This window comes from Bifidobacterium sp. LH_558 (assembly GCF_056356295.1).
Genome location: NZ_JBKETZ010000001.1, coordinates 350,580 through 363,297 on the forward strand (window position 1 = coordinate 350,580; position 12,718 = coordinate 363,297).

General features: G+C 64.1%; 11 protein-coding genes. 3 read left to right on the forward strand and 8 right to left on the reverse strand.

The window, feature by feature from the left end:
* Position 1: 1 nt before the first annotated feature.
* Complete coding sequence (locus AC1AV0_RS01550) at positions 2-346, forward strand: carboxymuconolactone decarboxylase family protein (RefSeq protein ID WP_476570729.1); 345 nt, start codon at positions 2-4, stop codon at positions 344-346.
* Here AC1AV0_RS01550 and AC1AV0_RS01555 read toward each other — a convergent pair.
* The 8 genes from AC1AV0_RS01555 to hisS form a co-directional block, all read right to left on the reverse strand.
* A complete protein-coding gene (locus AC1AV0_RS01555) occupies positions 310-2,406 on the reverse strand; it encodes a bifunctional metallophosphatase/5'-nucleotidase (RefSeq protein WP_476570730.1) in 2,097 nt (698 codons plus the stop codon). The two genes, AC1AV0_RS01550 and AC1AV0_RS01555, sit on opposite strands and share 37 nt — an antisense overlap.
* Before the next feature lie 230 nt (positions 2,407-2,636).
* Entirely contained in the window at positions 2,637-3,704 is a 1,068-nt protein-coding gene (locus AC1AV0_RS01560) for an amino acid ABC transporter permease (RefSeq protein WP_476570731.1), read from the reverse strand.
* A gap of 3 nt (positions 3,705-3,707) precedes the next feature.
* Entirely contained in the window at positions 3,708-4,385 is a 678-nt protein-coding gene (locus tag AC1AV0_RS01565) for an amino acid ABC transporter permease (RefSeq protein WP_476570732.1), read from the reverse strand.
* Position 4,386: 1 nt separating this feature from the next.
* A complete protein-coding gene (locus AC1AV0_RS01570; protein ID WP_476570733.1) occupies positions 4,387-5,211 on the reverse strand; it encodes a glutamate ABC transporter substrate-binding protein in 825 nt (274 codons plus the stop codon).
* Between the two features lie 92 nt (positions 5,212-5,303).
* Entirely contained in the window at positions 5,304-6,110 is an 807-nt protein-coding gene (locus AC1AV0_RS01575) for an amino acid ABC transporter ATP-binding protein (RefSeq protein ID WP_476570734.1), read from the reverse strand.
* A 193-nt stretch (positions 6,111-6,303) separates the two neighbouring features.
* A complete protein-coding gene (locus tag AC1AV0_RS01580) occupies positions 6,304-6,441 on the reverse strand; it encodes a hypothetical protein (protein ID WP_476570735.1) in 138 nt (45 codons plus the stop codon).
* Between the two features lie 155 nt (positions 6,442-6,596).
* The gene (gene aspS / locus AC1AV0_RS01585; RefSeq protein WP_476570736.1) at positions 6,597-8,393 is read right to left on the reverse strand and encodes an aspartate--tRNA ligase; all 1,797 of its coding nucleotides are present in this window, start codon (positions 8,391-8,393) and stop codon (positions 6,597-6,599) included.
* A 93-nt stretch (positions 8,394-8,486) separates the two neighbouring features.
* The gene (gene hisS / locus AC1AV0_RS01590) at positions 8,487-9,872 is read right to left on the reverse strand and encodes a histidine--tRNA ligase (protein ID WP_476570737.1); all 1,386 of its coding nucleotides are present in this window, start codon (positions 9,870-9,872) and stop codon (positions 8,487-8,489) included.
* 100 nt (positions 9,873-9,972) lie between these two features.
* Here hisS and AC1AV0_RS01595 point away from each other — a divergent pair, with 100 nt between their 5' ends.
* Both AC1AV0_RS01595 and AC1AV0_RS01600 read left to right on the forward strand, forming a co-directional pair.
* Positions 9,973-11,394: a DUF349 domain-containing protein gene (locus AC1AV0_RS01595; RefSeq protein ID WP_476570738.1), complete on the forward strand. Its 1,422-nt coding sequence runs from the start codon at positions 9,973-9,975 to the stop codon at positions 11,392-11,394.
* 79 nt (positions 11,395-11,473) lie between these two features.
* Positions 11,474-12,337, forward strand: coding sequence for a Fic family protein (locus AC1AV0_RS01600; RefSeq protein WP_476570739.1), 864 nt, complete (start codon positions 11,474-11,476; stop codon positions 12,335-12,337).
* Positions 12,338-12,718: the final 381 nt, after the last annotated feature.

Here is a 12,718-nt window from a genome sequence, read left to right on the forward strand (position 1 = left end):
TATGAGCACGACAACCGCAGGCAGGGACTATCTCGGCGCGTTCGCCCCGCAGTTTGCCGCCTTGAACGACGATGTGCTGTTCGGACAGGTTTGGAGCCGGGAACAGCAGCTTTCGCCCCGCGACCGCAGCATGATCACGGTGGCGGCCCTGATGGGCGCCGGAATCACCGACGCCTCATTGCAAGGGCACCTGGAAAAAGCCAAAGAGAACGGCGTGACCAAGGATGAGATGGTAGAGATCATCACCCAGCTGGCGTTCTACACCGGCTGGCCGAAAGGTTGGGCCGCGTTCAGTTTGGCGCAAACGGTTTATTCCGCGTCAGATGGCACGTCGGATGCGCAATAGGCGGCGCTGCGGCGCTTGATCGTCACGCCACCGGCGAGCAGCAGCATCGCCACGGCCGCGATGGCGCTGGTGGCGGCACCTGTGGGGGGCAACGTGCCTGAGTCATTCGCGCCGCCGGTGGCGGCACCGGTGTTGCCCGTGCCTTCGCCATCGCCGGTGTCTTCGCCGGCTGCGACATCGGTGAACAGCACCTCGACCTCGGCGGTGCGAATCGTCGCGGCATCAGCCGTCGCTCCGGCGAGGAAAGTCGCCAGATCCGCGTCAGACAGCGCCTTCGACACCGTCACCGAACCCGCGCCCGGTCCCTGCGCCTCGCCGGTGAAATCGAGGCCGCCCACCGTGCCGAAGTCCACGCCGTTGGCGGTGAGCTTAATGGCCTTCGGACGCTGCTCGTCGGTGGTGAAGGCGAGGCCGCTCACCGTGAAGTTCACGGTGTTGCCTTCAACCTCAACCGCCGAGAATCCGGCGCTGCCGCGGGTGCCCACGGCCTCCAGGTTCGGATGGGCTTTGAGATAGTCCGACAAGCCGTCGAAATCGATATAGCCGGTGTCCACATAGTTCACGCCCTGCTGGAATACGGTGAAGTTGTCGCCGCCGGTGAGCAGGAAGGGGTTGCCCGCGATGGTAAAGGTGTCCGCGTCTTGCACGGCCTTGCCGTTCACGGTCAGGTCGAACACCTTGCCACGCGGCACGGTGGTTCCATTGATGGTTTCGGCGTACAGGTTGTAGTGGTAGCTCACGTTGCTGGACAGGCCGAGCCACTGCACCGGGCGCGACGCGCCGGCCGGCTGCCACTGCTGTTCGAGCAGCGCCTTGAGCTGCGCGCCGGTCAGGGTAATGACCGCCGTACTGTTGCCGAAAGGCAGCACGTCATGGGCTTCCTTCAAGGTGATGATCTTGTCGCCGTTCGGATCGAGGTCGGCGCGCAGTCCGCCCGCGTTGATCACGCCGATATCGGCCTGCTGGCCGTGTTCGTTGGCCGACCACATCGCCGCGTCGGCGTTGAGCACACCCAGCGTGGATTCGACGCCGCGGTTCTCCTCGCTTGCCAGATCGCCCGGAACATCGCGCCCGCGGTTGAAGGTGGAGTCGGCGGCGATGGAGCCGAGCACGGTGTTGCCCTGCTCGTCGGCGGCGGCCTGCGCGCTCTCGTAGATCGCGTTCACATCCGGGTCGGCCGCATACAGCGCGTTGCCTTTGTCATCGAAGATCTGGTTCAGTTGGCCGTTCGCGATCACCTGCGCGTCCTTGCCGCTGCCGGTGATCGTCAGATTGATGGTGGCGTAGGATTCGCCGTAGTTCTTGGTCTGTTCGATCGGAGCGCCGGATGTGGTCTGCGTCTCCTGATCCATATGCGTGTGTCCCGCGACCACCGCGTCCACATTCGCGTTCAGGCCGGTGAGCTGGTGCGCGTCGGCATGCACTAGGGCCACCACCGCGTCGGCCTCGCCATTGCCCGCGTCGCCGTCGGAAAGCTGGTCGGCGTAGGAGTTGATCGCCTCAACCGGATCGCTGACCGTCACACCCGCCATACCGGCCGGCGAGACCGAGTCAAGCAGCGTCTCGTACACGCCGCCGATGAAGGCGACACGCTTGCCGCCGCTTTCGGTGATGAAGTACGGCTGGATCTTGCCGTCCAGCGCGCCGCCGCTCACATTCGCCACAATGTACTGCGCCGTGCCCATTCCCGGCATGATGCGGTCCACCAGGTCGGCCGTGCCTTGGTCGTATTCGTGGTTGCCGGTGGCGGAGACGACCATGTTCATCGTCGTCAGCTGTTCCATGGCAGGCACATCGTTGGCGATGGACGAGGCGAACGCGGAGGCGCCGACCATATCGCCGGCCGCGGCGAAAATGGTGTTCGGATTCTTGGCTTGGGTCTGTTTCAATGCGGTGGCCAGATAGCCGCCGTTTTCGATATGCCCGTGGAAGTCGGACAGGCCGAAAATCGTGACGGTGGTGGCGTCGCCGGACGAGACGGAGGGACTCGCGCCCTCATCCGCCATCGCGGCGCCGACGGTGAGCGACATCGCTCCGATGGTGAGCGCGGTCGTCGCCATGGCGACGAATTTCCTACACATGGTCAAACGCATAATCGCAGACTTCTTTCCCTCATGGTAGGCCGTCATCCAAGGTCGTTCCCCGAATCGGCATACGCCTTGTAATCTACCACCTTCCCGCTATCTCACCCCATCCGTCCATCCGAATACGCCGCGGGGGCGGTGGGACGACCATGCGTCCCACCGCCCCCGCGATGCGTGCGTGAGAGTCTCAGAGCGAACGGACGGCGTTACCGTTCCGTCTGCTCCGTATCCTCAGCGTCCTTTCCTTGCTGGAATTCGTCGTATCCCTGCTCGTAGCGGGTGCGGCGCCAGTTGCGGATCGAGGCGTTGGTGCCGCGATGATGCACATGGTACTGACGCGGCGCGCCGCCGAACGGACGCTCCTCGACCTCCTTGGCCACGGCGATCTGGTTCACATTCGAGGGATCCATAATCGCGATGGGCGCCACCGCCTCCGGCTCGATCGGCGCGGCCGTATGGTGCTGCATATGCTCGGGCAGCCATTCCGCCAGACGGGACAGCAGCCAGCAGACGATGAAATACACCACCGCGGCAACCACCAGCGTCTGCAGGATGTTGAAGTACATCGAGCCCAGTCGGCGCGACTCCTGCAGCAGATCCGTATACATAATGATAGAACCGAGCGCGGTGTCCTTGACCACCACAACCAGCTGGGTCACGGCGGCGGGCAACATGGCGAACACGGCCTGCGGCACCTCGATCTGCATCAGCGACTGCGTTTCGGTCAGACCCAACGCCAGCGAGGCCTCACGCTGGCCGTTCGGCAGGTTGCCGACGCCGGAGCGCACCAGCTCGGCCACCACGGAACCGTTGTACAGCACCAGAGCCACAACCACAGCCCAATAGGACGGGCTTGCCAGGCCGGCGAACGCGAACCATCGCCAGAAGAAAATCATCATCAACAGCACGGGCACGGCGCGGCAGAACTCGACGATCAGCGCGGAGACGGCGCGCAGCAGCGCGTTCGGCAGCAGTCGGCCGATGCCGAACACCAGACCGAACACCACCGAGCCGACCACGGCCACGATGGAGGCTTGCACGGTCATCCACAGGCCGGGCAGGTAGAAGTCGGTCCACGCCTCGCGTTCGAGCGCGGGCTTCCACAATTCCCAACTCAGCTGGTTCTCGCCATCCGGCGGATTGTGCAGACGCATGAGGATCAGCACCACCACGACCGCGAAGATCACTCCGGCGATCCAATTGACGATGTGGATGGTTCTGCGGCCCTTGGGGCCGGGCTGGTCGAACAGTACGGCGCTTTCGTTTGCGGCCATGGGTCACCTCCTCACGGCGAGTTTGTTGGACAGGAACGTGGTGATCATGCCGATCGGAATGATGAGGATCACATAGCCGATGGCGAAGATCAGGAAGATCTGGATGATCACGTCGGGGCGGAACTCGATCATCTCGCTCATCAGCGAGGAGGTTTCGGTGGAGACCGACGCGGCGGCCGCGACCGTCGAGTTCTTGAGCAGGGCGATCAGCGTGTTGCCCAGCGGGGCCACGGAGCCGCGGAAGGCCTGCGGCAGAATGATCTGGCTGGCCGACTGCATGAAGCCCAAGCCCAACGCGCGCGCCGCCTCGGCCTGGCCGAGCGGCACGGTGTTGATGCCGCTGCGCAGGGATTCGCACACGAACGCCGCCGTGTACAGGCTCAGGCCCGTCACCGCCAGCCAGAAGAAGTTCGTGGCGAAGATGTCGGAGAAGGCGAGCTTGAGCTGCGCGTAGGCGCCCAGCACCATGAACACCATGATGATGGTCAGCGGCAGGTTTTTGAACAGCTCCACATAGGCGCCGGCCACGGCCCGCATCGAGGAAATCGGCGAGATGCGCATCATCACGAGCACCACGCCGAGCACCAGCGAGAACAGAGCCGACCACAGGGTGATCTCGATGTTCACGAGGAACGCGCCGACCACATCGTATTCGCTGAACAGTTCGATGAATCCGTCCATCTCACTCCTCCCCTTCGGTCGGTTCCGGCGGATTGTATTCGCTGTTCGGCGCATACCCCGTACCAGAGGTGTTCTCCTCGATCGCGCGCTGCCAGGAGCCGTCCTCGATCATCTGCTCGATCGCGTCGTTGATCTGCTTGGCGAATGCGGTGTTGCCCTGCTGGATGCCCACGCCGTAATACTCCTGCGTGAACGGGGAGCCCACGACCTTGAGTTTGCCGCGTGAGGCGGAGGCGAGGCCCGCGAGGATGATGTCGTCGGTGGTGACCGCGTCCACGATGCCGGAGAACAGGGCGGTCGCGCATTCGGCGAAGCCCGGCTGCTCCATCAGCTGCACTTCGGAGGCGAACCGCTCCTTGACGGTGGCGGCGGAGGTCGAACCGGTGGCGGTGCACAGACGTTTGCCGTTGAGGTCCTCCGGACCCTTGATGCTGTCGTCGTCCTTGCGCACCAGCAGGTCCTGGCCGGCCACGAAATAGGGCCCGGCGAAGGAGACGGTTTTCTTGCGTTCGTCGGTGATCGAATAGCTGGCGACGATCATATCCACGTCGCCGTTCTGCAACATGGCCTCACGCTGCTTCGACGGCGATTCCTTCCAGACGATCTGGTCCTCGGAGTAGCCCAGATAGCGGGCGATGTACGTCGCCACGTCCACGTCGAAACCGACGTAGGTACCGGACTTCTTGAAGCCTAGGCCCGGCTGGTCGAATTTGATGCCGATGCGGATTTTGCCGGCCTCGCTTTCGGCACCGCAGGAGGCCAGCGAGGCCACGCATGCGAGCGCGCAGACGGCGGCGACGCACCGTTTGATAAGTGTGTTCTTCATAGCTCTTCCTTTGGCGCGGCCGGCCCGGCCGAAACGGCGGCGGCCACGCATGACGGCGGAATGGTGATGGAGTACGGAGTGCGGAGCGCGCCCTAGTGCGTGAGGATCTTCGAGAGGAAGTCCTGGGCGCGCGCGGTCTTCGGATTCTCGAAGAACTCGTCGGGCGTGCCTTCTTCGAGGATGCGGCCGTCGGCCATGAACACGATGCGGTTGGCCGCCTTGCGAGCGAAGCCCATCTCGTGGGTGACGCAGATCATCGTCATGCCTTCGCGGGCGAGCTCCACCATCACGTCGAGCACCTCGTTGACCATCTCCGGGTCGAGGGCGGAGGTCGGCTCGTCGAACAGCATCACCTTGGGACGCATGGCGAGCGCGCGGGCGATGGCGACACGCTGCTGCTGGCCGCCGGAAAGCTGGCTGGGCATCTTGTTGGCCTGGCTGTCCACGCCCACGCGGGCGAGCAGGTCCATGGCCAGATCCTCGGCCTCTTTCTTGTCCATATGACGCACCTTGATCGGGGCGAGCGTCACGTTCTCGAGGATCGTCTTGTTGGCGAACAGATTGAAGGACTGGAACACCATACCCACTTCGGCGCGCAGGGCGGCGAGTTCCTTGCCTTCCTGAGGCAGCGGCTTGCCGTCGATGCGGATCACGCCGGAGTCGATGGTCTCCAGGCGGTTGATGGTGCGGCACATCGTGGACTTGCCGGAGCCGGACGGACCGACCACGACGAGCACCTCGCCTTTGGTCACGGTGAGGTTGATGTCCTTGAGGACGTGCAGATCGCCGAAATGCTTCTCCACGTGGGCGAGCTCGACGAGGGCCTTGTTCGGATCGTCCTGCCCCGGCACCAGCGGCGCCAGCGGACGGGCGGTTGCGTTGTTCTTCATTTCAGACATAGAAGGTCAGTATACCTGCAAATGTTTCGCAAACAATATCTGAGTATTATCTGAATGCTAACCAGAGCGCTTCGGATTCCCTCGTCCCTCACCGGTCAACCGCCCGAATCCAGCCGTATTCGCCATGCCCTACGTGTGCAGGCAACGGTTGCCTCGACCGCCCTCCTGAACCCATCCGAAATGTGGATTGCCGTCAGCCGAACAGGCGCGGCAGTTCGATCGCCAGCACCCCGATCACCGTCAGCGCCGCCACCGCACCGAACACCAGTCGTTCGGGAACCTTCGCGACGAACCCGTCATGCAGCCGTCGCCACCACGCATGTTCACTCATATCTCCACGCTAGGCCTCCGTCGCGCACGAGACGCCGACCGTGGGCAAACGCATGGTGAACTCTCCCCCAATTTTTGCCGGCGATCCCACGCCTTCACAACATGAAAAGCCCTCTGACTGTAAGGTCAGAGGGCTTGAATGCGCTATGCGAGCGACTACTCTTCGTCGTCCGGCTCGTAGTCGACGCCGGTTTCGGCGCGCTGTTCGGCCGAGATCGGGGCCGGAGCGCCGGTCAGCGGGTCGCGGCCGCCGCCGGCCTTCGGGAAGGCGATGACGTCGCGGATGGATTCGGCGCCGGCGAGGATGGCCGCGGCACGGTCCCAGCCGAGGGCGATGCCGGCGTGCGGGGGCGCGCCGTACTTGAAGGCCTCAAGCAGGAAGCCGAACTTGTCGGCGGCTTCCTCGGCGGTGATGCCCAGCACGTCGAGCACACGGTCCTGGATGTCGTCGCGGTGGATACGCACGGAGCCGCCGCCCATCTCGTTGCCGTTGCAGACGATGTCGTACGCGTCGGACATGGCGTGCTCGGGATCCTTGTCGAAGGAATCGACCCAATCCTTGGACGGCATGGTGAACGGGTGGTGCATGGCGGTCCACTTGGAGTGGCCGATCGCCACATCGTCGTCGTCCGGATCATCGGTGGACTTGAACATCGGGAAGTCCACCACCCAGGTGAAGGCGAACTCGTCAGGCTTGAGCAGGCCGGCACGGTCGGCGAGCTCGACACGCACGGCACCGAGCAGCGCCTGCGCGGTGGTGCGGGCACCGGCGGCGAAGAACACGGCATCGCCCTCTTCGGCACCGACGGCCTCACGCAGGCCGGCGCGCTCCTCGTCGGAGAGGTTCTTGGCCACGGGGCCCTTCAGCTCGCCGTCCTCGGCGAACACCACATAGGCCAGGCCCTTCGCTCCGCGCTGCTTGGCCCACTCCTGCCAGGCGTCGAACTGACGACGCGGGGTGGCGGCGCCGCCCTTGAACAAGACGGCACCCACATACGGGGCCTGGAACACGCGGAACGGGGTGTTCTTGAAGAAGTCGGTGAGCTCGACCAGCGGGTTGCCGAAGCGCAGATCCGGCTTGTCGGAGCCGTACTTATCCATGGCCTCCTGCCAGGTGATGCGCTGGATCGGCAGCTGGATCTCATAGCCGGCGGCCTTCCAGATGGCGGCGATGACCTTCTCGGCCATGGCCATCACATCCTCCTGGTCCACGAACGCCATCTCCATATCGAGCTGGGTGAACTCGGGCTGGCGGTCGGCGCGGAAGTCCTCGTCGCGGTAGCAGCGGGCGAGCTGGTAGTAGCGCTCCACACCGGAGACCATCAGCAGCTGCTTCAACAGCTGCGGGGACTGCGGCAGGGCGTACCAGGAGCCGGGCACCAGGCGGGCCGGCACCACGAAGTCGCGCGCGCCTTCCGGCGTGGACTTGATCATGGTGGGGGTTTCGACCTCGGTGAAGCCCATCTCGTCGAGGGCCTGGCGGGCGGCCTTGCTCATGTCGGAGCGCAGCTTCAGGTTGCGCTGCATGGAAGGGCGGCGCAGGTCGAGGTAGCGGTACTTCAGACGCACCTCCTCGCCGGGCAGCTTGTTCTCGGACTCGTTCTCGAGCGCGGTGGAGACCTGGAACGGCAGCGCGTCGGACTTGGCGAGCACGTCGATGCTTTCGGCCACGACCTCGATCTTGCCGGTGGCCAGATGCTCGTTCTCGTTGCCTTCCGGACGCAGGCGCACCTCACCGGTGACCTGGATCACGAATTCGGAACGCAGCGGGCGGGCCATATCCTCGTCGTAGATGACGACCTGCACCAGGCCGGTGGTGTCGCGCAGGTCGATGAAGGCCACGCCGCCGTGGTCGCGGCGACGGTCGACCCAACCGCTCAGCGTCACCTTGCTGCCGGCGAGGGCTTCCGTCACCTCGGTGGCGTGATGTGTTCTGTAAGCCGTCTGGCTCATGCTTCCTCGTTTTCCTTGTGAACCGCCGCCGCGCGCCGGCTGGGCCCCGCAACCGCAGGGCCGCCCATCCGCACGCGCGACGGCGAAAAGTTGTTACATTACAACGGTTTGCCGGGCATTAACAGTATCCGGCTCCCACGACGTGGCGTCGGCCGCGAGCTGGTCGCCGGAGACGATGTTCTTCACCTCGTCGCCCGCGCCCTCCTGTCCGGGGAACCACACATAGGGGATGCCGAGTTTGTCGGCGTATTTGATCTGCTTGCCGAGCTTGGCCGCGGTGGGCGCCACATCGGCCGCGATGCCGCGCGAACGCAGCGTGTTGGCGATGCGGTTGGACGCCGCGCGCTCCTCCTCGCTCCACACGGCCACCATCACCACGGCCGGGGAGACGCGGCTGGCGTGCGCGCCGGCGGTGTGCAGCATGTACGACACGAGTCGCGACAGGCCGATGGACAGACCCACACCGGGGTACTTCTTGTTGCCCTGCGAGGCGAGGTTGTCGTAGCGGCCGCCCGAGCAGATCGAGCCGAGCGAGGCCGCACCGTCGAGGAAGGTCTCGTAGACGGAGCCGGTGTAGTAGTCGAGTCCGCGGGCGATTTTCAGGTCCGCGATCACGGAGCCGGGGCGGATGGCGGCGGCTTCGTCCACGATCATGGCGAGCGTGTTGAGTCCCTGCTTGGCCAGCGCGTAGGCTTCGGCCGTCTCGCCTTCGGCGGTGATGCCGTGGGCCGCGGCGAGCTCGTCGAAGCGCTCCGCGAGTTCCGCGCCGTCGGCCGCGGTGAGGGAGGCGAGTTCGAGACAGGCGCGCGCCTGGTTCTCGTCCGCGCCGCATTCGCTGACCAGCAGCTTGGCCACCTCGTCGGCGCCGATCTTATCGAGCTTGTCGATCTCGCGCAGCACGCCTTCGACGTCCGTCAGGCCCAGTCCGCGGTAGAAACCCTCGGAGAGCTTGCGGTTGTTCGCATGCACGGTCGCCTTGGGCAGGCCGTACTCGCGCAGGCGTTCCAACGCGGCGACCATCACCAGCGGCAGCTCGACCTCGTAGTGGTCGGGCAGGTCGCCGTTGCCGATTACGTCGATATCGGCCTGCACGAACTCGCGGAAGCGTCCCTCCTGCGGGCGTTCGCCGCGCCACACCTTCTGGATCTGCCAACGCTTGAACGGGAAGGCGAGCGCGCCGGAATTCTCGACCACATACCGGCTCAGCGGCACGGTCAGATCGAAATGCAGACCCAATCGCTCCTCCACCGGAGTGTCGGATTCGTGACCGACCTCCTGCAGGCGGCTCAGCAGATAGATCTCTTTGCTGGTCTCGCCTTTTTTGAGCAGACTTGCGCCTGTTTCCACGGCTCTCGTCTCGATTCCTACGAATCCGTTGAGTTCGAAAACCTCACGAAGCGTGTCGATAACACGCTGCTCCACTACGCGTTCAGAGGGGAGCCACTCTGGAAATCCTGATATTGATGCACCTTTAGCCACGGTATCAATATAATAGGTGAGGTTACGGAAAACATCACGGCTTTCCCATGATGCGATTCGCAGCCGCACACACCGCTCAAGCCTTAAAGGAGCTGACCCCATGGCCGACGAGAACGTCACCGAAACCGAGAACACCACTGAGACCGCCGTGCAGGCAACGTCGCCCGCCGTGCCGACGCCCGCCGCCATGCCCAAGCCGCACGCGCCCTCCCCCGCCGCTTTCGCGAAGAAGCCGGCCGCGGTGGCGCATGTCGCCGCTCCGGCCACCGGCACGTACACCGACGCGCAGGTGAAGGAGGCCGAGGCGTTCGGTCGTGTGGATGACAATGGCACCGTCTTCGTCAAGGAGGGCGAGGCCGAACGCGAGGTGGGCCAGTTCCCCGACGCCTCCAAGGAGGAGGCGCTGGCGCTGTACGCCCGCCGCTTCCTGGACCTGAAGGCCAAGCTTGATCTGCTGGCGACCCGTCTGGCCTCCCCGAACGTCAAGACCCGTGAGATCGACGATTCGCTCAAGACGCTGGCCGAGGAGACCGCCGAACCGGCCGTCGTGGGCGACATCGCCGCGCTGAAGGCCCAGTTCGAGGAGCTGAAGGCCGCGGCCGAAGCCAAGAAGACGGAGATTTCCGAGGCCCGCAAGGCCGCGGTGGCCAAGGCCGTCGAGGAGCGCACGAAGATCGTCGAGAAGGCCGAGGAGTTGGCCGCCTCTCTGGGTGACAACACCAACTGGCGTTCCACCGCCGACAAGTTCCGCGCCCTGTTCGACGAGTGGCAGCAGCACCAGCGTTCCACCGTCCGCATCGATAAAACCGACGCGGACGCGCTGTGGAAGCGTTTCTCCTCCGCCCGCACCACCTTCAACCAGGCCCGCCGCAAGTGGGCTCAGGCGCGCGACAACGAGCGCAACCAGGCCAAGGACATCAAGGAAGCGATCATCGCCGAGGCGAACGAACTGAAGGACTCCACCGCTTGGGGCGAGACCTCCCGCAAGTTCAACGATCTGATGGACCGTTGGAAGAAGGCCGGTCGCGCCGGACGCAACGAGGATGACGCCCTGTGGGCGAAGTTCCGCGAGGCCGCCGACGCGTTCTTCAACGCCCGTCAGGCCGACCGCGAGCAGATCTCGTCCTCCGAGAAGGAGAACCTCGCCAAGAAGGAGGCCCTGCTGGTCAAGGCCGAGGCGCTGGTGCCGGTGTCCGATGAGAAGGCCGCCAAGCAGGCGCGTCAGGCCCTCGCCGCCATCCAGGAGGAGTGGGACCAGATCGGCTATGTGCCGCGCGACGACATGCGCCGCATCGAGAACCGTCTCGACGCGGTCGACAAGCAGATCAAGGCCATCGAAGACGCCGCCTGGAAGCAGACCGATCCCGAAGCCGACGCCCGCAAGTCCAGCTTCGAAGTGCAGCTGACCGCTCAGCTCGCCGAGCTGGATGAGAAGATCGCCGCCGAGACCGACGCCAAGAAGAAGGCCAAGCTCGAGGCCGAAAAGGCCACCAAGGAGCAGTGGCTCAACGCCATCAAGTAGTCTTCGAGATTACAACAATCGATGAGGGCCGACATCGCATGGAATGGATGTCGGCCCTCATCGATTTAAGGAAGATCATATGAATAACGACGAATATATCGTGCAGTCTTTGGAAGGCACCGCGCGCAGCCGCGCGTACGGCTGGTCCGTCGGCTTCGGCTTGCAACGTGCGGACGGACTCAGTCCCTCCGCGTATGCGAGGGAAGCCGCGGAGGCGAATATCGCGGGCGACATCGACTATCAGACCGTGGACGCCATGCTTCGCGACTATCATGCGGCCAATCCCGACGAGGTGGCGCATGCGGAGGCCGATATCGTTGCGTCGCGCATCAGCCGGATTCTGCAGTCCCCCACGTTCTCCTTCTCCCCCGCCACGCTGCGCACCATTCACCGTTTTCTGTTCGCCGACATGCTTGACCCGACTTGGGTGGGAGCATGGCGCGATGAGGTCATCGTCAAACGCGAGCCCGTGCTGCTGGGCAAGTCCGTGGCCTACGCCGCTCCCGCGGATATCGAGCCGACGCTCGACTACGACTTTCAGGAGGAGCGCAAACGCCAGCGCGACTACGACCGGCTCGATGATCAGCAGACCGCGGACAGTGTGTTCGCGTTCATCTCCGGCCTGTGGCAGATCCATCCGTTCCGCGAAGGCAACACCCGCACCTGCGCCGTATTCGCCATCCAGTATCTGCGATTCCTCGGGTTCGCCGTCGACAACCGACCATTTCAAGACCATGCGCAGTATTTCCGCGACGCGTTGGCCTTGCGCAACGCCAGCTCGCGCATACTCCGCTCATCGGACGAGCTGCAAGCCTTCGAACAGCACGTTCTGTTCAGCGCGGATGAACCGCTGCCCGACCTGCGCGCATTGACCGCGCAGCGCACAGACATCACCGACACCGACCCCGACGACTTGTTCAACGGACTCGTGCGCAGACCGTAATCACGTCGGCGTTTTTGAACGCCTCATCGGACGGGCGGTTATGCCATCACTTCGGGCTGCTTCAATACCCTTTGGGCGGTTCCAACATCCTTCGGGCGGTTCCAATATCTCTCGGGCGGTTGCAGGATTGGAGATTCCTTGTTGTCTGGCCATTTACTGAAATCAAGAATGGCGGAATTTCAACGTTTTTGACTCTTGCTGCGAATAAACGACAAGGAATACGCATAAACACCAACCGCCCAAGCGATGTTGAAACCGCCCGAAAGGCATTGGAACCGCCCGGCGGCTGATTGCGACCACCCGAAGGAATGGCGTAATCGCCTAGATGAATACATAGCGGCTCGGACAGATGGCACTCATACGACGGGAGCCCCTCGCGTG

Excerpts from the sequence above, each read along its gene's own strand:
- AC1AV0_RS01555 (WP_476570730.1), bottom strand. The coding sequence starts at position 2,406 with ATGGCGACGACCGCGCTCACCATCGGAGCGATGTCGCTCACCGTCGGC.
- AC1AV0_RS01575 (WP_476570734.1), bottom strand. The coding sequence starts at position 6,110 with ATGTCTGAAATGAAGAACAACGCAACCGCCCGTCCGCTGGCGCCGCTG.
- AC1AV0_RS01560 (WP_476570731.1), bottom strand. The coding sequence starts at position 3,704 with ATGGCCGCAAACGAAAGCGCCGTACTGTTCGACCAGCCCGGCCCCAAG.
- AC1AV0_RS01565 (WP_476570732.1), bottom strand. The coding sequence starts at position 4,385 with ATGGACGGATTCATCGAACTGTTCAGCGAATACGATGTGGTCGGCGCG.
- AC1AV0_RS01580 (WP_476570735.1), bottom strand. The coding sequence starts at position 6,441 with ATGAGTGAACATGCGTGGTGGCGACGGCTGCATGACGGGTTCGTCGCG.
- AC1AV0_RS01570 (WP_476570733.1), bottom strand. The coding sequence starts at position 5,211 with ATGAAGAACACACTTATCAAACGGTGCGTCGCCGCCGTCTGCGCGCTC.
- AC1AV0_RS01595 (WP_476570738.1), top strand. The coding sequence starts at position 9,973 with ATGGCCGACGAGAACGTCACCGAAACCGAGAACACCACTGAGACCGCC.
- aspS (WP_476570736.1), bottom strand. The coding sequence starts at position 8,393 with ATGAGCCAGACGGCTTACAGAACACATCACGCCACCGAGGTGACGGAA.
- AC1AV0_RS01550 (WP_476570729.1), top strand. The coding sequence starts at position 2 with ATGAGCACGACAACCGCAGGCAGGGACTATCTCGGCGCGTTCGCCCCG.
- AC1AV0_RS01600 (WP_476570739.1), top strand. The coding sequence starts at position 11,474 with ATGAATAACGACGAATATATCGTGCAGTCTTTGGAAGGCACCGCGCGC.